Here is an 18890-nt window from a genome sequence, read left to right as displayed (position 1 = left end):
GACGTCATGACGCTGGACACCCTTCGCCACCTGTCACGGCCGTCGCTCGGCTCAGCGGCGGACGACGAGGGCCACGACGTTGACGAGCGCGATGCCGACCGCCGCCACGAACGGGAGCCGTCCCCGCTCCAGCACCGCCACGGCGGCCAGCACCGTGCAGGCCCCGAGGAGCAGCACCCCCGCCGCGTCGATGCCGGGCCCGGTCGCGGCCACAACGGTCCCGGCGAGCAGCACGGCGGGCGCGAGCCACCGCACGGTCCGGCCACCCAGCCGCTGCGGCAGGCCGTGGACGCCGGTGGCCTCGTCGTCGGCGAGGTCGGGCAGGGCGTTGAGCAGGTGGGCGCCGACCCCGAGGAGCGCCCCGGTCACCATGACCCAGGGTGCTGGCCACACCGGCTCCGGCAGCGCGAGCGTGACGACCGCGGGCAGCGCGGCGAAGGCGACGGCATACGGCAGCGGGGAGAGCACGGACCGCTTGAACCACACGTTGTAGGCCCAGCCCGACGCGACGCCGAGCAGGAGGTGGACGAGGCCGGAGGCCAGGCCGCACGCCAGCGACAGGACGGTGGTGGCGACGAGGGCAGCCGCCGTGGCGGCCCGCACCGTCCGCTCGGGCACGGCGCCCCGCGCGATCGGCTTGTCGGCGCGCCCGACGGCCCGGTCCCGGGAGGCGTCGAGCAGGTCGTTGCTCCAGCCGATGGACAGCTGGCCCGTGAGCACCGCTGCGGTCACGAGCAGCCCGCGTGCAGCTGTGTGCCCGGTCGACGCCGCGAGCAGCCCCGTGAGGACGGTGACGGCGACGGTGGGGCCGGGATGGCACGCGAGCGCCAGACCCTGCAGCGTCGCTCTCCCTCGCCCGACCGGCACGCGCCGAGCCTACGGCGCGGATCCCCCGTTTCCCGACAGGCCCCTACGGCCCGGCGCTAGCCTGAGGAGTCGGCGTGACGACCGTGCGCCGGATCCGCGGAACCGAAGCAGTCGGGGCTGCCGATGCGTGACTACCCCTACGCGTTCCACGTCGCCCTCGACGGGAACGGGCTGAACGGCCTCGAGGGTAGGGCCGGCGTGTGCCTGTTCCGCTACGACCCCGTGACCGGCGACCACTCCTACAAGGTCAGCTACTTCCACGGTGCGTCCGGCGGCCACGCCCCGAGCGTCGACCCGAGCCGGCGGATCGGCTTCCTGGGCAACACCGGTCAGCATCTGCTCTTCTACGACCTCGCCACCCTCGAGGAGGTCGACCGGGTCTCGACGCTGCGCTTCGAGGTGCCCGACACGACCATCAAGGGCAGCACCCACCTCGTGTGGCTCGACGACACGACGTTCGTCACCGCGATCGGCGAGCACCTGTGGAGCTTCGACGTCAACCGCCTCACCAAGGCCGAGGTCCTGGCCCCGCACGGGCTCAAGGTGCCGCACGCGATGAAGCGCACCGCGTCGGGCCGCTACGTCGTCTACGGGGGCATGGACCACCCATCGCGCAGCGAGGCCCGCGAGGTCGGCATCCTCGACACCGTCTCGGGCGAGGTGCGCACGGTGACGCTGCCGACGACGTGCTGGCACGTCGTGTGCCACCCGGTGCTCGACGTCTTCTATGCCGTGTCCTTCCGGGTGCACCCCGCCGACCGGACGGACTACGCGCACTGGGGCATGGCGTGGCTGAGGCAGTATGCGTTCGAGATCGACGCCGAGCACGGCCAGGTCCTGCGCCACTGGGTCGCCGACCGCGACGTGCCCGCGCACATCAACTCGGACGTGACGATCTCGGACAGCGAGCTCATCTTCTGCACCGGGGGCAGCCACACGGTCGTCCTCGTCGACCTCGAGACGATGACCCACCACCGTCTCGTCGACGAGCACCCGGGAGCCCTCGAGTCGTGGGCCTACCCGCGACAGTCGCTCAACACGCTTGCCGAGTCCTTCATGCGGGCCAACGTCGTCGGCAACGCCAACCTCTTCGCCGAGTCGTTCCGGGTGAGCCGCGGCTCGCTCATCGACGGCATCTACGCGTGCCAGCTCTCGGCCGACCAGACGCTGCTCTTCACGGCCAACCGGGGGCAGAACCACATCAGCGTCTACGACTACCCGTCGCTGGAGCTGCGCGACCGCATCGTCATGCCGGAGCTCGGGGAGATCGACCCCGGCCTGTCGGACTGGGCCGACCCCCGGCTCGGCTTCCACCACTCCTACCTCGTCAGCCCCGAGGCACCTCTCGCAACACCGCCCGGCCCACCGCCCGACCCACCGCGCACCGCCCAGTCAGGAGAGCACTGATGGCCACCTACTCGATCGACACCGCGCTGAGCGGCAGCGTCAACAGCGACGTCACGGCCGACGTCACGAGCCAGCTCGCCGGTCTCGACGACATGAAGCTGACCCTCGCTGGCGACAACACGGTGCACACCGACTCGAAGGTCGCGCTCGCGCCGGTGACGACGACCGTCGACTCGACCTCGAAGCTCGACTCGACCGCCAAGCTGGACTCGACCTCGGCCGTCGACACTACCTCGAAGATCGACTCGGCGTCGGTCGTCGACCTGAGACCCGTCGCCCTCGACTCGTGCGTGCGTCTCGAGCTCGCCCCACCGCCGCCGACGGAGGTGTCGACGCCCTACGAGCAGCAGTGGAGCTGGTCGGTGCTCGGCCTCGAGGTCTTCGCCGTCACGGTACGCGGCCGCACGTCGACTCACGTGCGCCCCGTCCCCAGCGGCCCCGTCGTCATCGACCTGTAGAGGACGCCGCCATGCCGACCCCACGACGCAAGCCGGCCACCACGAAGGCCGCCTCGTCACCCGCCCGCCCGTCCCGCCCCTCCCGCCGGCGACCACCCGCGGCGGAGCCGGACGACGCGATCGTGCTCGCAGGGCCTCCGGGGCGGCTCACGACCACCGTGACCGTCGAGAACGTCTCGGCGGACCGGCTCGTCGTCCGACGCCCGACCCTGCACCTCGGCGGTGAGGTGGTCACGGGCGCGGCGAGCGCCATCATCCCGCGGGGCCACACGGTCGAGGTCCCGGTCGTCGTGCCCCTCCCCGCCCGCACCCCACCGGGTCGGCATGAGGCCGAGATGGAGCTCGGCGGGGTGCGCCGACCCGTCGTCGTCGACGTGGCACCCCACCTCGCGCTCGACCTGAGCCCCCGCCGCGTCCTCGCCGTCGAGGGCAGCCAGGACGTGACCCTCGTCGTCACCAACACGGGCAACGTGCGTATGCCGCTTGCTGCACTCACGAAGGCCCGCACCGACGACGGTGGCCCGGATCCCGGCCCCGACGTCGTCCTCGCGCTCGACGCCCCCGGGGTCGTCGAGCCCGGCCAGACCGTCACCCTCGCCGCCCGGCTCGAGGTCCCGCCCGGCCTCGACCCCGCCCGGCGACACACCGCGTCCGTCCCCGTCGGCGTCGCCGACCTGGACGTCGTCATCCTTCCGCGAGACCGATCGGAGTCGAAGTCATGAGCACCTCCACGCCAGACCTGTTCACCTCGTTGCGGACCGGCTGGGTCGACGCCGTCCAGCAGTGGACCGACGCCTCGCAGTCGCTCTGGGACGAGATGACCGCGCCCTTCATGGGCGGCAGCAGCGCGGGCCCCAGTTCCCCGTGGCCGGCGTGGGGGCAGCAGCGCTCCCGCCCCGCCCACGACCACGGAGCCCATCACCACGACCATCACCACGACCACGAACACCACCACGAACACCATGACCACGGCCGCCACACCGGACCTGACGACTGTGGCTGCGGGGCCGACCGGCACGGCTGTGACGGTGGCTGTGGTGGCGGATGCGGGTGCGGGTGCGGGTGCGGCGACCAGGGACACGACCATCACGACCACCACGACCACGCTCACGAGCATGAAGGTCACGACCATCACGATCACGAGCGCCACGGCCACCACGGCTCGGCGTGCGGCTGCCGGGACGCCTGCGACTGCTGCGTGCCCGACGCGGACGTCGTCGTCCGCACGCGCGTCGGCGAGCGGCGGATCATCCCGCTGGCCCTGCACAACGCCTGGCGCCGCGAGCGCCCGGTCACGCTGGCGGTGGGCCCCTGGCACGTGGGCACCGACACCGACCTCGCCGTCGTCGCGGTGCTCGAGGAGGAGCAAGTCACCCTCGCGCCGTGCGAGGACCGCATCGTGCGGCTCGTCATCGGCGTCACGACCACCGCCGGCCAGGGCGGTGACGGCGGAGACGGGCAAGGTGGCGAAGGTGGCCAAGGTGGCGGCAAGGGATCCGATGCCGCCGGTCCGGACGAGAAGGAGGGCTCCGACGTCGCGCTCGACACCCATGTGGGGATGGGTCAGGGCCGTCTGCCGGGCGACCTCGACGCGTGCGCGTGCGCCTACGCCGACGTGCGCTTCGAGGGGTGCTCGCGGCCGCTGCGCGTGGCTGTCGTCGTGAGTCCGTCGCGGTGCGACCCGGTGCAGGCCGGCTGCGACTGCGGCTGCTGCTGAGGAGGCATGTGATGTCGTCGAACGCGAGGGGCCAGGACGAGATGCTCGCCCGCATCACCGAGCTGGCGCGCGACGCCTGGTCGGCGCAGGCGGACTTCGCGCGGCAGTCGATCGAGCTGGGTCGGGCCACGCTGACCTCCGAGGTGGACCCGACCACGGCGGGGCGGGCCTGGGTCGAGGCGGTCAGCCGCGAGGGCGCCCGCTACTGGAAGGACGTCGGTGAGCTCGGGCTCGACGTGGCCGGCAGCCTCGTCGCCATCGGCAGCCGCAGCATGGCCCGGGTCATCGCAGACACCCGTTCTGCGACGCGGTCCGGGGCCCGGGCAGGGACGCAAGCCGGGACTCGCGCCGAAACTCGGACCGGGACGCGAGCCGGGACGGGGCGCGGGCCTGCACCTGGGCCGCCATCGCACGCTGCACACCGGGACGGTGACCGTCACGGTGCCGGCGATGCCGGCGACCTCGGTGATCCTGGCGATGCCGACGAGCAGTCGGACGTCGTCATCACCAGGCCTGCAGCGGAATCGGGCGCAGCCGAAGCGCACGCGGACACCGGCGCCGTCGCGGGCAGAGCAGCCGTGACCCTGCACGGGCGTCCGGGAGACACGGCGACGGGCCGGGTCACGCTGTCGAACGCCCACCCGCGCGCCCGCAAGGTGCTGCTCTCGGCCGGACGGCTGCAACCCGACTCGGGGCGTCATGTCGAGCTCGAGCTGCGGCTGGACCCCGACGGCGTCACCATCCCGGCCGGCTCCGAGCACGACGTCCTGCTCGAGGTGGACCTCAAGTCCGACGTGGTGCGTCCCGGTGAGCGCTACGAGGGGGTCATCCTCGTGACGGGCGGCGTCGAGGCGGAGCTGGACGTGGCGGTCGTCGTCGAGGAGTGAGCGGCCGGCCGGAGCTCGGGTCACCACCCTCGGCCCCGGTCTCGGAACCCGGTGCCGAACCCGTCCCGCCACCCACGGGACCGGGGAGGGCCCGGGGCTCGAGCGGACGGGCGGCCCGCACCGCCGGGGCGAGGCGCAGCGACTCGCGCACGAACCGCGGCAGGTCCGGCCCGATGGCCAGCCACGCGAGAGAGGCGGCCACGGCCTCGCGGGCCGGGCGGGCGGCATACCCGATCCCGAGGGCACGGTCGGAGGCGTACCAGTAGTAGCGCCCGACGGTCGAGGCCTCCTCGCGGGTCGACAAGGGCGATGACGACGTCAGTCGCGCCCACGCCTCCGCCGCGCCGGCGGCCAGCCACGCTGCCCCTGCCGGGAGCTCGAGCACCGGCTGACCGACGCCGGCCAGGTCGGCGACGAGGCCGTGCAGCGTGCGCCACGAGACGTCCTCGCCGCCGAGGAGGTAGCGCTCCCCCGGCTCGCCGCGCTCGAGGAGGGTGACGTGACCCGCACCCACGTCGCGGGCGTCGACGACGTTGCAGCCTCCGGGGTACGTGCTGCGGGTGGGGTCGAGGAGGTATCGCAGCACGATGGCGTTGCTCGGGCCCAGTCGGTCGTAGGGTCCTCCGAGCACGACGGTCGGCAGCGCGAGCACGACCTCGAGCCCGGTGCTCTCGGCGACGTCGAGGGCCGCCTGCTCCTGGCGCACCTTGCTCGCGTAGTACGCCGGTGCGGGCTCGGTGCCGAGGTGGTGGCGCTCGTCGCGCGGCAGCGGCTGCAGGCTCGAGCCGCGGGTCACCGCCGAGCTCGTGACGACGGCGCGGGTGACGCCGGCTGCGGCAACCGCCTCGAGCACGGCGCGGGTCCCGGCGACGTTGACGTCGGCGAGCTCCGCGGTGGCCGCGGCGTCGTAGGAGTAGACGGCCGCGCAGTGCACCAGTGCGTCGACCCCCTCGAAGGCGCGCGCGAGGGAGACCCGGTCGGTCAGGCTCGCGCGCGCCTGACCGACCTCACCCAGCGCGAGCAGCCGCTGGGGCAGCCGGCGTCCGGGGCGGGTCACGGCGACCACCTCGTGGCCGCCGGTCAGGGCTGCCGCGACGACGTGGTGGCCGACCAGCCCCGTCGATCCGGTGACCGCGACCCTCATGAGGTCGCCCCCTCGTCGATCGAGCCAGCGTCGGCACGCGCAGCTGCCGGGCCGGTGTCACGGCTGCGCGGGCCGGGGACGTGCCGGAACCCGTGCACGTCGAGGGCCGGGTCGGGCGCGCCATCCCGTGCGGCCGGCGTCCCGTGCTCACGTTGCTGGTCCCCCACCCCGAGGCGAGAGGTGAGGGCGTCGACGAGCATCCGCACCGACTCGGTGAGCAGCGGCTCCGACGGGTCCGGCGGAGGACGGCCGATGCGGTGCTCGCGGCCCTCGAAACAGGCCTCGAGGTTGTCGAAGGTGGCGGTGAAGAAGCGCCGGTAGGCCTCCTCCAGGAGGGGGCCGTGCAGCTCCGGCACCGACGGCAGGTCGGCCGCGTCGAGCACCGGGGGCAGCGTGAACAGCTGACGGCCGCGGATCGTCACGAGCGTGGCACCGTCACCGGTCCGCTCGAAGGTGAGGGTGCCGTCGTCGTGGGTGGCGGAGCCGTTGGGGCTCGAGACGGTGCGCCAGAGCAGCCGGTGGCGGTCCGGCCCGCGCTCGACGAGCTCGATCTTGCAGACGTCGATCGGCTCGCCGCCCCACGCGGCCAGGTAGTTCGGCTGGGGCAGGTAGAGGTTGCGCTCGGCCTGCCGCTGCCGTGAGCCGCCCGGGTTCTCACTGGGACTGGGCTCGCCGACGAGCACCCTCCGGCCGCCGATGTAGTCGGCCATGACGCTGATGCCCTCGGCGACGTCGACGCGCTCGACCCACGCGTCGAAGTCGGCCGCGACGACCCGACGGACCTCGAAGACGGTCGCGCCGTCGACGAGACACCACCGCAGGGCGTCCGGGTCGTTGGTCCTCGGCAGCCGGTCGACGACCGCGTCGATGGCGGCGAGCTGGGCGGGGAGCGCGTCGTAGTCGGCGTCCGGGTGGTCGCCGGGGTCGAAGCCCAGGGAGACCACCCGTCGGTCGACCTTGGACTTGTCCATCGTCGCGGCCCAGGCCTCCCCGCCGGCCGAGAGCGTCGACGCCAGCCCGAGCAAGGCCACGAGTCCCGCCTGTCCGACGGGGTCGGCGGCGGCCCGGACGGCCTCGGTCACGAGCGGTCGCAGGGCGGCGAGCACGGGGTCTGCGGTGACCGATCCGGCGTCGGGGCCGCCGGTCGCGGCGCTGAGGACCCGCGCCAGGCGGACGTCGCGGGCACACCGACGGGCGGCTCTCACCGCGAGGGGATGGGCGTGGGCGACTGGGGCGAAGGGCTGCAGATCGCCCTCGACGCGGCCGACAGGCTCCCCGAGGAGCATCACGGCTCGCTCGACCAGCGACGAGCTCGACCGGTCCACGCCGAGCAGACCGGCGAGCGTGACGTCCGCGAGCACGGGGTCTCTCGCGACGACGACGGTGTCCGTCTCGGTGACCTGCGGGAGCCGCCCACCGTCGGCGCCACCGCTCGTGTCGAGGGCGTCGAGCACCACGAGGTGCGGGCCGAGGTGCCGCGCCACCTCGGCGGCGAGGTCCGCGGGCTCACACCCCGCCACCTCCGGGACGGCCCGGAGCAGCGTGTCGAGGCACCCGGCATACGTCTCGACGAGGTCGGTGACGGCACGCCCCACGACGACGCGGGTGTCCGCCGTGAGCCACGCCCGCGGCACCGGCAGCCCGGCGAGGACGCTCGTCGCGGGGCCCGGGGAGGGCACGAGGTCGTCGGCGAGGTCGAGGACGGCATACGGCCTCCCCCGTTCCGTGCGGTCGGTGAGCCCCGCCGCGTGCGCGAGCGCCCCGACGGAGCGGTGCCCGCGGTCGCGGTCCCGACTTGCGAGCTGGCCCGCGACGGACACCTCGCACCCGGCCTCGACGAGCGCGTCGACGACGACGTGCACCACCGATGCGGACGCCGGCGTCGGAGGTGAGAGCCGAGCGAGGACGACCGCCCGCCCTGACAGAGTCGTGGACGGCAGCAGGCGGCGCACCGCGGCGGCCAGGAGCGCGGGGTCGCGTCCCCGGACGACGATCGCGTCCGCGGGGTTGAGCGAGGGGTCAGGCGATTCGGCGACGCCGGAGGGCCGCATTCCCCCATGAAACCAGCGCAACCACCCGCCCGGTCGGGATCGCGCAGAAAGGCCTACGAGCCCTCGTCGGTGCGGTCAGGCGGTCGGGGTGATCCGCACGACGACGCGGTTGCTGTTGCCGCGGCGCACGACCCACTCGATGGCCATGAAGATGCGGAACTCGACGCCGTACTTGCGCGAGAGCCGGCGGTTCACGGCGTCAGACGCGGCGGAGTCGGTGATGATCTCGGCGCGGCCCTCGACGACCGGGGCGCCCTCCTCGACGTTGCCGCGGCGGTCGCACGGCTGGATCGTGACGCGCGGGTCGTTGCGCAGACGCTTGAGCTTGCCGGCGCCCTCGGGCGTGCTCACGATCGCGGCCCCGGCGTCGGGGAGCACCCACACGGGGGTCGGGACCGGCTCGCCGGAGCGGCGGTAGGTCGTCAGCAGCACGAAGCGTTCGCCGCCGAGGTTGTGGAGCGTGGGCGCCTGGGTCACGGCGGAGACATACCCGTTGACCGTTCATCGACCTCGCTTCGGCGCCGCCGTCGGACCCCGTGGCTACGATCGGCGGGTGAGCGCCAAGCCCGCCGTCGTCGCAGCGCCCAGTTCGTCGAGCCCTGACGGGGTGCGGGAGGTGCGCGTCTCGAGCCCCGACCGGGTGCTGTGGCCCGCGGCCGGGATGGCCGACGGCCGGCCGGTCACGAAGCTCGACCTCGCCGAGTACCTCGTCGCCGTCGCCGACCCCATGCTGCGGGCGCTCGGCGACCGACCGGTGACGCTCCAGCGCTTCCCCGAGGGCATCGAGGGCGAGGAGTTCTTCTCCAAGAACCCGCCCAAGGGCGTGCCCGAGCACACGCGCACCGTCATGTGCACCTATCCGTCAGGGCGGCGGCACCCGCAGCTCGTCATCGACGAGATCGCCGATGCCGTGTGGGCGGCGCAGATGAACACCATCACCTTCCACCCGTGGCCGGTGCGCACCGCCGACGTCGACAAGCCCGACGAGCTGCGCATCGACCTCGACCCACAACCCGGCCGCGGCTTCACGGACGCGGTCGAGGCGGCATACGCCCTCCGTGAGGTGATGGCCGAGATCGGGCTCACCGCGTGGGCCAAGACGTCCGGGAACCGCGGCGTCCACGTCTATGCGCGCGTCGCGCCGACGCACGAGTTCCTCGACGTGCGCCACGGCGTCATCGGCATCGCCCGCGAGCTCGAGCGCCGACTCCCCGACCTCGTCACGACCTCGTGGTGGAAGGAGGAGCGCGGCGAGAAGGTCTTCGTCGACTTCAACCAGGCCTGCCGCGACCGCACCATCGCGTCGGCCTACTCTCCCCGCCCGCTCGCGTGGGCGCCGGTCTCGACCCCGGTCACGTGGGACGAGCTCGGCTCGGTCGACCCCACGGAGCTGACCGTACGCACCGTGCCGACTCTCGTCGCCGACCGCGGTGACGCGTGGGCCGGTATCGACGACGAGGTCGGCGACGTCGCAGCCGCAATCGGGTTGTGGGACAAAGACGTCCACGAGCGAGGCCTCGGCGAGCTCAACTTCCCGCCCGACTACCCGAAGATGCCGGGAGAGCCGCCGCGCGTACAGCCGAGCAAGCGGCGCACCGACAAGGCCGACGGCGAGTACATGGCGCCCAAGGCCGAGCGCGACGCCGACCTGCGCACGACGTGGGGCATGCCGGTCGTGCCGCCCGTGTCACCGATGCTCGCCAAGCCGGTCAAGGACTTCTCGGCCGTCAAGGTCGACGTGCTCTACGAGCCGAAGTGGGACGGGTTCCGCTCGATCATCTTCCGGTCCGGCGACCTCGTGGAGATCGGGTCGCGCAACGAGAAGCCGATGACGCGCTACTTCCCCGACGTCGTCCAGGCCGTCCTCGCGAACTTCCCGGAGAAGTGCGTCATCGACGGCGAGATCGTCCTCGTGTCACCGTCGTCCGGCGACCGGCTCGACTTCGACCTGCTCCAGCAGCGCATCCACCCGGCGGCCTCGCGCGTCAAGAAGCTCGCCGCCGAGACGCCCGCCTCGTTCGTCGCCTTCGACCTGCTCGCCCTGGGCGAGGAGTCCTACCTGGACAAGCCGTTCGCCGAGCGACGGGCCGCCCTCGAGAAGGCGCTGGCCGGCGCCGAGGCCCCGATCCACCTGACTGCGGCCACCGCCGACCGCGACGTCGCCAAGGGCTGGTTCACCCAGTTCGAGGGCGCCGGGCTCGACGGCGTCATCGCCAAGCCGGTCGAGCTCGCCTACGAGCCCGACAAGCGTCTGATGTTCAAGATCAAGCACGAGCGCACCGCCGACTGCGTCGTGGCCGGCTACCGCGTGCACAAGAGCGGGCCCGACGCGATCGGCTCGCTCCTGCTCGGGCTCTACGGCGACGACGGGCAGCTCGCCTCGGTCGGCGTCATCGGCGCCTTCCCGATGGCCCGCCGCAAGGAGCTCTTCGAGGAGCTCCAGCCGCTCGTCGCCGAGTGGGACGAGCACCCTTGGAACTGGGGCCAGCCCACCGACGACGGCAGCCTGCGCACGCCGCGCTCGTCGGAGTACTCCCGATGGAACAACGGCAAGGACCTGTCCTTCGTGCCGCTGCGACCCGAGCGGGTCGTCGAGGTGCGTTACGACCACATGGAGGGCGCCCGGTTCCGGCACACGGCCCAGTTCGTCCGGTGGCGCGAGGACCGCACGCCCGAGTCGTGCACCTACGAGCAGCTCGACGAGCCGGTCAGCTACGACCTCGCCGACGTGCTGTCGGCGCAGTCGCGTCAGCCCGGCTGACGCTCAGTGGCGGGCCTGGCGGGGCCGGCGGTCGTGATGGCGGTCGGCGGCCTCGCGCAGCTGCGCGACGACCTTGGCCTCCGCGTCCTTGAGCGCGTCCTTGGTGTCGGTCAGGCTCGACACGCCGATGACGGTCGGCAGACCGCTGATGCAGACCTCGACGGAGGTGTGCATGCCCGGTTGCCCGCGGTCCTTGACCCGCAGCCCGATGTGGACCATCGAGGGGTCGAAGCGCTCGAGCTGGTTGAACAGCTGCGTCAGCGCGTGCTCGATGAAGGGGAGGTCGTCCTCGTGGTACCCGTCCTCGAGTCGGACCCGGTCCATGTAGAGGCTGGCTGTGCTCATGTCGAGCTCCTTTGCCGCGTGGGCGCCGTTCTCTCGACGTCCGTTTCGAGTCTATCGAGCAGCCCTGCCGAGCAACGTCCTTGGCACCTATGAGAGTGCTCACGCCGTGCGCGGCTTCGCCGGACGACGTATGCCGTCCGGCCCGTCAGAGCAGGTCGGTGAGTTCCGAGCGGGCTGCCTCACGGACGGCATGCAGGGCGTCGACGGCGGTGCGCGAGCCTCGGGCGGCCTCGGCGATCGCCTGGCACTCGGCCACGGAGTGCAGCGAGAGGGCGAGCCGCACGACCGGCACCTTGCTCGGCGCCATCGAGAGCGACGAGACGCCGAGCCCGACGAGGACGAGCGCGAGCAGCGGGTCGCCCGCCGACTCGCCGCAGACCCCGATCGGCCGGTCGGCCCGGGCGGCGCCCTCGCAGGCGAGGCCGACGACGTCGAGCACGCCGGGCTGCCACGGGTCGAGCAGGTCGGACAGCGCGCCCTGCATGCGGTCGGCGGCCATCGTGTACTGCGCGAGGTCGTTGGTGCCGAGCGAGCCGAAGTCGACCTCGCCGAGCACGTCGTGCGCCCGGAGGGCCGCACCGGGCACCTCGATCATGACGCCCGCCTTGGGCAGGCCGTTCTCGCGGACGCGCCGCGCGAACCAGGCCGCCTCCTCGGCGGTCGCGACCATCGGCGCCATGACGCGCACGTCGGCGCCGGTCTCGCGGGCCGCGATGGCGAGCGCCTCGAGCTGGGCGTCGAGCAGGTCGGGCCGCTCGGCCGACAGGCGCAGGCCGCGGCGCCCGAGGGCCGGGTTCTCCTCCGGCCCGAGGTCGGCGAACTTCAGCGGCTTGTCGGCGCCGGCGTCGAGGGTGCGCACGACGACGCGGCGGCCCTCGAAGGGCGCGAAGACGCCGCGGTAGATCTCGGTCTGCTCCTCGACCGTCGGCGCCTTCGTCGCCGACAGGTAGACGAACTCGGTGCGGAAGAGCCCGACCCCCTCGAGGTCCTGGGCCCCGGCCGCGACCGCGTCCTCGACGCCGCCGATGTTGGCGAGCAGGGCGATCTCGGCGCCGTCGGACGTGCGCCCGGGGCCTGAGAGGTGGGCGAGCGCGTCGGCCCGACGAGCGGCGCGCTCGCGCTGGGCGGCGACGAGCTCCGGGTCGGGGGCGATCGTCACCTCGCCGGTGTCGCCGTCGAGCGCGACCGGGGTGCCGGCCGGGATCTCGGTCGCGCCGGCGAGCTGCACGACCGCCGGGATGCCCATCTGGGCGGCAAGGATCGCGGTGTGGCTGGTGCGGCCGCCGGCCTCGGTGACGATCCCGACGACGAGGCGCCGGTCGAGCGTGGCCGTCTCGGCGGGCGCGAGGTCCTCGGCGACGATGACGCTCGGCTCGGAGAAGGAGGGCACGCCGGGGGCCGGGACCCCGAGCACCGCTGCGACAGCGCGGGATCCGACGTCACGCAGGTCGGCCACCCGCTCGGCGAAGTAGCCGCCGAGCGCCTCGAACTGCGCGGCATACGTCTCCACCGCGTTGTCGATGGAGTGGGCCCGCCCGTGCCCGGCGGCGAGCTCCTTGGCGGCCGCCTTGACGAGGCCCTTGTCGCGCGCGATGAGGGCCGTCGCCTTGAGGATCTGCTGGGCCGTGTCGTCGACCCGCGTGGCCCGCTCCTCGAGCGAGACGGCGACCGACTCGAAGGCCGCGCGCACGTCGGCGAGCGCCGCCTCCTGGTCTTCGACCGCGCCCTCGCCGGCCGGCGGCCGGACCGGTGGTGCGACCTGCACCACCGGTCCGTATGCCGTGCCCGGGCTCACGCCGATGCCGTGCCGCGTCTCCGCCTGGGTCTCCGGCTGGGTCTCCGGCTGGGTCTGCGGGTGGGTCTGCGGCTGGGTCTGCGGCTGGGTCTCCGAGTCGGCCATGCTCGTTACTCCGCGTCGAGGTCGCGCGAGAGGAGCGCGACGAGCGAGTCGAGCGTCTCGTCGGCGCCGTCGCCGTCCGCGGTCAGGACGACCTCCTCGCCGTGCCTGGCCCCGAGGGCCATGACACCGAGGATGCTCGTCGCGTCGACCGGGTCCTCCCCCGGCTTGGCGATCTCGACGTCGAGGCCCGAGGCGCTGGCCGCCTCGACGAAGAGGGCTGCCGGGCGGGCGTGCAGGCCCACCGAGGAGGCGATGGTGACGGTGCGGGTTGCCATGGACGTGCTCCTTTGTGTGGAAACGGGTGGTCGTTCTGACGGTGAGGATCAGACGGCGATCGCGATCACGCCCTGCTTCAGACCGTAGCGGTCGCGTCGATCTCCGCAAGGTTGCGCTCACGGGACTTCAGGAAGACGACGAGTGTCGTCGTGATGGCGACGCCGATGGCGAGTGCCACGATGAAGAGCAGGAAGTTGCCGATGAGCGGCAGCACCCAGATGCCTCCGTGCGGGGCGCGCAGCGTCGTGCCGAAGGCCATCGCGAAGGCACCGGTGGCGGCCGAGCCGACGACCGAGCTGGCGATGACGCGCACCGGGTCGGCCGCCGCGAACGGGATCGCGCCCTCCGAGATGAACGACAGGCCGAGCAGCCAGGCCGCCTTGCCGTTCTCGCGCTCGGGCTCGGAGAAGAGGTGCGGGCGGACGGTCGTGGCGAGGGCCATGGCGAGCGGGGCGACCATGCCGGCGGCCATGACGGCGGCCATGATCTTCAGCTGCGGCGCGTCGGTGGCTGCACCAGCGGCGGCGAGACCGGTCGTGGCGAACGCGTAGGCGACCTTGTTGATCGGGCCACCGAGGTCGAAGCCCATCATGGCGCCGAGGATGACGCCGAGGATGACGGCGCTCGCACCGTTCATGCCGGTGAGCCAGCTGTTGAGGCCGTCGGTGAGGCCCTTGATCGGGCGGCCCAGGACGGTGATGAACAGGCCGACCGTGATGAGCGAGCTGAGCAGCGGGATGACGACCACGGGCATGACGCCCCGGACACCCTTGGCGACGTTCCAGCCGGAGACCCACCGGGCGACGAAGCCACCGAGCAGACCGGTGACGAGACCGCCGAGGAAGCCGGCACCCATCGTCGCGGCGACCGAGCCGCCGACGATGCCGGGGACGAGGCCTGGGCGGTCGGCGATGGCGAAGGCGATGAAGCCGGAGAGGATCGGCACGAGGAAGCCGAACGACGCGCCGCCGATGACGAACAGCAGGGCGGCCCACGAGGTGAGGCTCCCGGCGCTGAAGTTCTGGGCGATGTTGTACTGGTCGGCCGACGTGAGGTTGTACTTCACGATCTCGATGGCGCCCGTCTTGCCGAGCGCGACCTGGGCCAGCATGAAGGACAGGGCGATGAGGATGCCGCCGGCCGCGACGAACGGGATCATGTAGGACACGCCGGTCATGAGCCACTGGCGGATCTTGGTGCCGGTGCTCGCGCCGTCCTCGACCTTCGAGACGAGGCCACCGGCCGGGCCCGCGGCAGCGGCAGCGGCGGCGGCCGCCTCGCGCTTGCTCGGGTCGGCGTCCCACTCGGCGACGAGCTGCTCCGCCTGGGAGACGAGCGCGGGGCCGTCGGAGATGCCCTTCTTGACGCCGACGTCGACGAGGGGCTTGCCGGCGAAGCGGCGGGCGTCCTTGACGGGCAGGTCGTGGGCGAAGATGACGGCGTCGGCGGCGGCGATCTGGGCCGCGCTGAGCGGCTTGGAGCCGGCCGAGCCCTGAGTCTCGACGAGCATCGTGTGGCCGGCGGCCTTGGCGGCGTTCTCGAGGCCTTCGGCCGCCATGTAGGTGTGGGCGATGCCGGTCGGGCACGAGGTGACGCCGACGAGGTTGAGCACGCGCTTCGCGGCCGGGGCCGCGGCGCCGGTCCTGTCGGCGGCAGCAGCACCGGCACCGGCAGCAGCGCCAGCAGCAGCACCGGCGGGCTGGTCGAGCTCGACCTCGGCGCTGACGATCCGGACGACCTCGGCCTCGGTCGTGGCCGCGGCGAGCGCCGCCTTGAAGTCCTTCTTCATGAGTGCGCGGGCGAGCTTGGGGAGCATCTGCATGTGCGCGTCGCCGCCGCCCTCGGGGGCCGCGATGAGGAAGACGAGGGTGGCCGGGCCGTCCTTGGCGCCCCAGTCGATGCCATCGGTGCGCCCGAAGACGAGCGACGGCTCGGTGATCGCGGTGCTGCGGGCGTGCGGGATGCCGATGCCGCCGGGCAGGCCGGTCGCCATCGTCTCCTCGCGCTTGCGCACGTCGGCGAGGAACTGGTCGAGATCGGTGCAGCGGCCCGTGGCGACGAGTCGCTCGCCGAGCCTCCGGGTCGCCTCGTGGCGATCGGCACCGGTGAGGTCGAGGACGACCTGGTCTTCGGTGATCAGGGACATGACATTTCCTTTCGGAGGATCGAGACGATCGAGGTGTTCGGCGTCTGGGGCCGCGTCACGAGAGGACGCGGTCGAAGTCGGGCTCGCGGGTCAGCACTGCGCGTATGCCGTCGAGGTCGTCGGGTGAGGGCACTCGGCTCCCCGGGAGGGTGACCGCCGCCGCGCCCCACGTCACCCCGGTGAGGAGCGCGTCCGCCGGGTCGAGGCCGGTGGACAGGCCGTGGAGCAGGCCGGCGAGCATGCAGTCGCCGGCGCCCACGGTGGACAGGGGGGCCGTGATCGTGGCGCGGGCGTGCGAGCACCCGTCGCCCGTCACGAGCAGGGCGCCGTCACCGCCGAGGCTGACAGCCACGACGTCGATGCCGGCGGCGACGAGTTCCTCGGCGGCGTCACGCACGTGCCCGAGCGTCGGCAGGTCGTGGCCGACGAGCTCGGCGAGCTCCTCGTGGTTGGGCTTGATGAGGTGCGGGCGGGCGGCGACTGCGGCCGCGAACGGTGCGCCGGAGGAGTCGATGGCGATGCGTCCGCCGCGCTCGCGAACCCTCGTGACGAGGACGGCATACAGGTCGGTCGGCGCGCCGGGCGGGAGGCTGCCGCAGCCGACGACCCACTGGGCGCCCTCGGCACGCTCGAGCGTGGTGGCGACGAGCGCCTCGACCTCGTCCGGCGACAGGTCGGGGCCGGGCTCGTTGAGCTTGGTCGTCGTGCCATCGGGCTCGAGGACGCTGATGTTCATCCGCACGGAGCCGCGGACCGGGACGGAGGCGTAGGAGACACCGGCCGCGTCGAGGAGCTCCTCGAGCAGGTGGCCCTCGGGTCCCCCGCTCGGCAGGACGGCGGTGGTCGCCGCACCTTGGGCCGCGAGGGCCCGGGAGACGTTGACCCCCTTGCCGCCCGGGTCGATCCGGCTGCTGCTGGCCCGGTGAACCTCGCCCCGGCGCAGCGCGTCGATGAGGACGGCTCGGTCGATGCTCGGGTTGGGCGTGAGCGTCACGATCATGCGGTCACCACTTCCGGTCCGGCCGCACGGATCTCGGCGGCGACGTCGTCGTCGAGGTCGGTGTCGGTGATGACGACGTCGACGTCGGCGAGCTGGGCGAATCGGTGGAGGTGGTCGTCACCGGCCTTGCTCGAGTCGGTGAGGACCACGCACTTGCGGGCGGCGCCGACCATGGCGCGCTTGACGAGGGACTCGGACTGGTCGGGCGTCGTCAGGCCGCGGGCGACGGAGAGGCCGTTGGTGCCGATGATCGCCACGTCGACGACGACGTCGGCGAGGGCGCCCGTGGCCCAGTCGCCGACGGCGGCGCCGGTCGTCCCGCGGACGCGTCCGCCGAGGAGGTAGAGCTTGATGCCCGGGTGCGTCGACAGGACGGTCGCGGCCGCGAGGCTGTTGGTCAGGACCGTGAGGTCGAGGTCGGGCGGGAGCATCTCGGCGACGGCCAGGGTGGTCGAGCCGGCGTCGAGGATGATGCTGCCGCCGCTCGGGAGCTCGTCGAGGGCGCGGGCGGCGATGCGGCGCTTGACGTCGGCGAGCCGGCCGGAGCGGGTGGCGAGGGTGGGCTCGACCTCGAGGCGCTCGACGGGGATCGCGCCGCCGTGGACCCGGCGCAGGGAGCCGCGGCGCTCGAGGGCGGTGAGGTCGCGGCGGACGGTCTCGGCGGCGACCCCGAGGGAGTCGGCGAGCGCGGTGACCTCGACGCGGCCGGCACGACGTGCCTCCGCGATGATCCGCTGCTGCCGCTCCGCTGCGTACATCGGACTCCCTCGTCCTCGTGTCTTGACCGTCGTCACCCGGTCCCCCATCGGGCCGGTGGATCTAGGAAACCACTGGATCGGTCCCATGTAAATAGATTCGGTCACCCGTTTTTGTGGGATCGGGCAGCACTGGACTCAAACGGACACCGAGATTGGCGCCCGGACGCCCGCGCGGCGGCGACCCCGCGGCATACAGTTCGGCCATGCAGAGCGCCACCTTCAGCCTCACCACGCCCGACGGCACCGAGGTCTTCGTCAACCGTTGGCTCCCCGACGGGGCGCCCAAGGCCGTCGTGCAGATCGCGCACGGGCTCGCCGAGCACTCCAGCCGCTACGCCCGTTTCGCCCAGCGCCTCACCGACCACGGCTACGCCGTCTACGCCTCCGACCATCGCGGCCACGGCAAGACGTCGAGCGCCCGCGGCTTCTTCGCGGATCGCAACGGCTGGCAGACCGTCATCGACGACCTGCACGCCGTGACCGAACGGGCACGTGAGGAGCAGCCCGGCCTGCCCGTCTTCCTCCTCGGCCACAGCATGGGCTCGTTCATCTCGAGGGGGTATGCCGCGTCGTACGGTTCCGAGCTCGCCGGCCTCGTGCTCTCGGGCACCGCGGGTGGGGCCGGCGCGATCGGCAAGGTGGGCATCTTCCTCGCCTCGACCCAGGCCCGGCTCCGCGGCCACGCCCACACGAGCGGCCTGATGAACACGCTGAGCTTCGGGCAGTACAACAAGGCCTTCAAGCCGACCCGCACCGACTTCGACTGGCTCTCGCGCGACCCGGCCGAGGTCGACAAGTACATCAACGACCCCGACTGCGGGTTCGTCTTCAGCGCAGGCGGGTTCGCCGACCTGCTCCGCGGGCTCGAGACCGTCAACACCGATGCGTCCGCCGCCCGCGTGCCCAAGGACCTGCCGGTCCACCTCGCCTCGGGCGACAAGGACCCGGTCGGGGCCAACGGCAAGGGTGTGCGCCGGGTCGCCGACCAGCTGCGCCGGCTCGGGGTGCGCGACGTGACGATGACGCTGTGGCCCGACGCGCGGCACGAGATCCTCAACGAGACCAACCGCGACGAGGTCGAGGTCGAGATCGTCGACTGGCTCGACGCCCACCTCACCCCCGCGGACGCCGTCGGGAACTGAGCACTCGACGAGTCAGTCCCGTCGAGAACTG

The 18890-nt window shown here is 72.9% G+C and carries 17 protein-coding genes; 7 read left to right on the top strand and 10 right to left on the bottom strand.

The window, feature by feature from the left end; genetic code table 11:
- Positions 1–51: 51 nt before the first annotated feature.
- Positions 52–867, bottom strand: a complete 816-nt coding sequence (locus tag IEY30_RS06155) for a UbiA family prenyltransferase (RefSeq protein ID WP_030198412.1) — start codon at positions 865–867, stop codon at positions 52–54.
- Between the two features lie 123 nt (positions 868–990).
- On the opposite strand from IEY30_RS06155, the gene IEY30_RS06150 reads away from it, so the two are divergent.
- The 5 genes from IEY30_RS06150 (at position 991) to IEY30_RS06130 (ending at position 5336) form a co-directional block, all read left to right on the top strand.
- On the top strand, positions 991–2274 hold the full coding sequence (locus tag IEY30_RS06150) for an NHL repeat-containing protein (RefSeq protein WP_081920488.1): 1284 nt from the start codon (positions 991–993) through the stop codon (positions 2272–2274).
- The gene (locus IEY30_RS06145; protein ID WP_030198407.1) at positions 2274–2732 is read left to right on the top strand and encodes a hypothetical protein; all 459 of its coding nucleotides are present in this window, start codon (positions 2274–2276) and stop codon (positions 2730–2732) included. Before IEY30_RS06150 ends, IEY30_RS06145 begins: the two co-directional genes overlap by 1 nt.
- A gap of 11 nt (positions 2733–2743) precedes the next feature.
- On the top strand, positions 2744–3454 hold the full coding sequence (locus tag IEY30_RS06140; protein ID WP_030198404.1) for a hypothetical protein: 711 nt from the start codon (positions 2744–2746) through the stop codon (positions 3452–3454).
- Between the two features lie 476 nt (positions 3455–3930).
- Positions 3931–4449 (top strand): hypothetical protein, encoded by a 519-nt coding sequence (locus tag IEY30_RS06135; RefSeq protein ID WP_030198401.1) that lies wholly within the window; start codon positions 3931–3933, stop codon positions 4447–4449.
- An 11-nt stretch (positions 4450–4460) separates the two neighbouring features.
- Complete coding sequence (locus IEY30_RS06130) at positions 4461–5336, top strand: hypothetical protein (protein ID WP_030198399.1); 876 nt, start codon at positions 4461–4463, stop codon at positions 5334–5336.
- Here IEY30_RS06130 and IEY30_RS06125 read toward each other — a convergent pair.
- The 3 genes from IEY30_RS06125 to IEY30_RS06115 all read right to left on the bottom strand — a co-directional run bounded on the left by IEY30_RS06125 (position 5275) and on the right by IEY30_RS06115 (position 9008).
- Positions 5275–6480: an NAD-dependent epimerase/dehydratase family protein gene (locus IEY30_RS06125; protein WP_052358535.1), complete on the bottom strand. Its 1206-nt coding sequence runs from the start codon at positions 6478–6480 to the stop codon at positions 5275–5277. The genes IEY30_RS06130 and IEY30_RS06125 overlap by 62 nt on opposite strands.
- A complete protein-coding gene (locus IEY30_RS06120; RefSeq protein ID WP_030198393.1) occupies positions 6477–8531 on the bottom strand; it encodes a hypothetical protein in 2055 nt (684 codons plus the stop codon). The genes IEY30_RS06125 and IEY30_RS06120 overlap by 4 nt, the downstream gene beginning before the upstream one ends.
- A 75-nt stretch (positions 8532–8606) precedes the next feature.
- The gene (locus IEY30_RS06115) at positions 8607–9008 is read right to left on the bottom strand and encodes a PPOX class F420-dependent oxidoreductase (protein WP_030198390.1); all 402 of its coding nucleotides are present in this window, start codon (positions 9006–9008) and stop codon (positions 8607–8609) included.
- A 76-nt stretch (positions 9009–9084) separates the two neighbouring features.
- Between IEY30_RS06115 and IEY30_RS22165 the strand changes: the two genes are divergently transcribed.
- Positions 9085–11292: an ATP-dependent DNA ligase gene (locus IEY30_RS22165; protein ID WP_081920487.1), complete on the top strand. Its 2208-nt coding sequence runs from the start codon at positions 9085–9087 to the stop codon at positions 11290–11292.
- 3 nt (positions 11293–11295) lie between these two features.
- Here the strand turns inward: IEY30_RS22165 and IEY30_RS06105 are convergent, their stop codons facing one another.
- From IEY30_RS06105 to IEY30_RS06080, 6 genes are all read right to left on the bottom strand, one after another.
- A complete protein-coding gene (locus tag IEY30_RS06105) occupies positions 11296–11637 on the bottom strand; it encodes a hypothetical protein (RefSeq protein WP_052358534.1) in 342 nt (113 codons plus the stop codon).
- A 145-nt stretch (positions 11638–11782) separates the two neighbouring features.
- Positions 11783–13537 carry a phosphoenolpyruvate--protein phosphotransferase gene (gene ptsP / locus IEY30_RS06100; RefSeq protein WP_229674862.1) on the bottom strand — a complete coding sequence of 585 codons (1755 nt, stop codon included), beginning with the start codon at positions 13535–13537 and terminating at the stop codon, positions 11783–11785.
- Between the two features lie 5 nt (positions 13538–13542).
- Entirely contained in the window at positions 13543–13812 is a 270-nt protein-coding gene (locus IEY30_RS06095; protein WP_030198379.1) for an HPr family phosphocarrier protein, read from the bottom strand.
- A gap of 77 nt (positions 13813–13889) precedes the next feature.
- Entirely contained in the window at positions 13890–15959 is a 2070-nt protein-coding gene (locus IEY30_RS06090) for a PTS fructose transporter subunit IIABC (protein WP_030198376.1), read from the bottom strand.
- Positions 15960–16014: 55 nt separating this feature from the next.
- On the bottom strand, positions 16015–16959 hold the full coding sequence (pfkB, locus tag IEY30_RS06085) for a 1-phosphofructokinase (protein ID WP_030198372.1): 945 nt from the start codon (positions 16957–16959) through the stop codon (positions 16015–16017).
- The gene (locus tag IEY30_RS06080; protein WP_030198368.1) at positions 16956–17717 is read right to left on the bottom strand and encodes a DeoR/GlpR family DNA-binding transcription regulator; all 762 of its coding nucleotides are present in this window, start codon (positions 17715–17717) and stop codon (positions 16956–16958) included. The genes pfkB and IEY30_RS06080 overlap by 4 nt, the downstream gene beginning before the upstream one ends.
- Positions 17718–17920: 203 nt before the next feature.
- Here IEY30_RS06080 and IEY30_RS06075 point away from each other — a divergent pair, with 203 nt between their 5' ends.
- Positions 17921–18859 carry an alpha/beta hydrolase gene (locus tag IEY30_RS06075; protein ID WP_030198358.1) on the top strand — a complete coding sequence of 313 codons (939 nt, stop codon included), beginning with the start codon at positions 17921–17923 and terminating at the stop codon, positions 18857–18859.
- Positions 18860–18890: the final 31 nt, after the last annotated feature.

Source organism: Terrabacter tumescens (assembly GCF_014646815.1).
Taxonomy (GTDB): Bacteria; Actinomycetota; Actinomycetes; order Actinomycetales; family Dermatophilaceae; genus Terrabacter; species Terrabacter tumescens.
The sequence above is the reverse complement of the archived record's forward strand: the minus strand, read 5'-3'. Positions and strand labels throughout refer to the sequence as shown.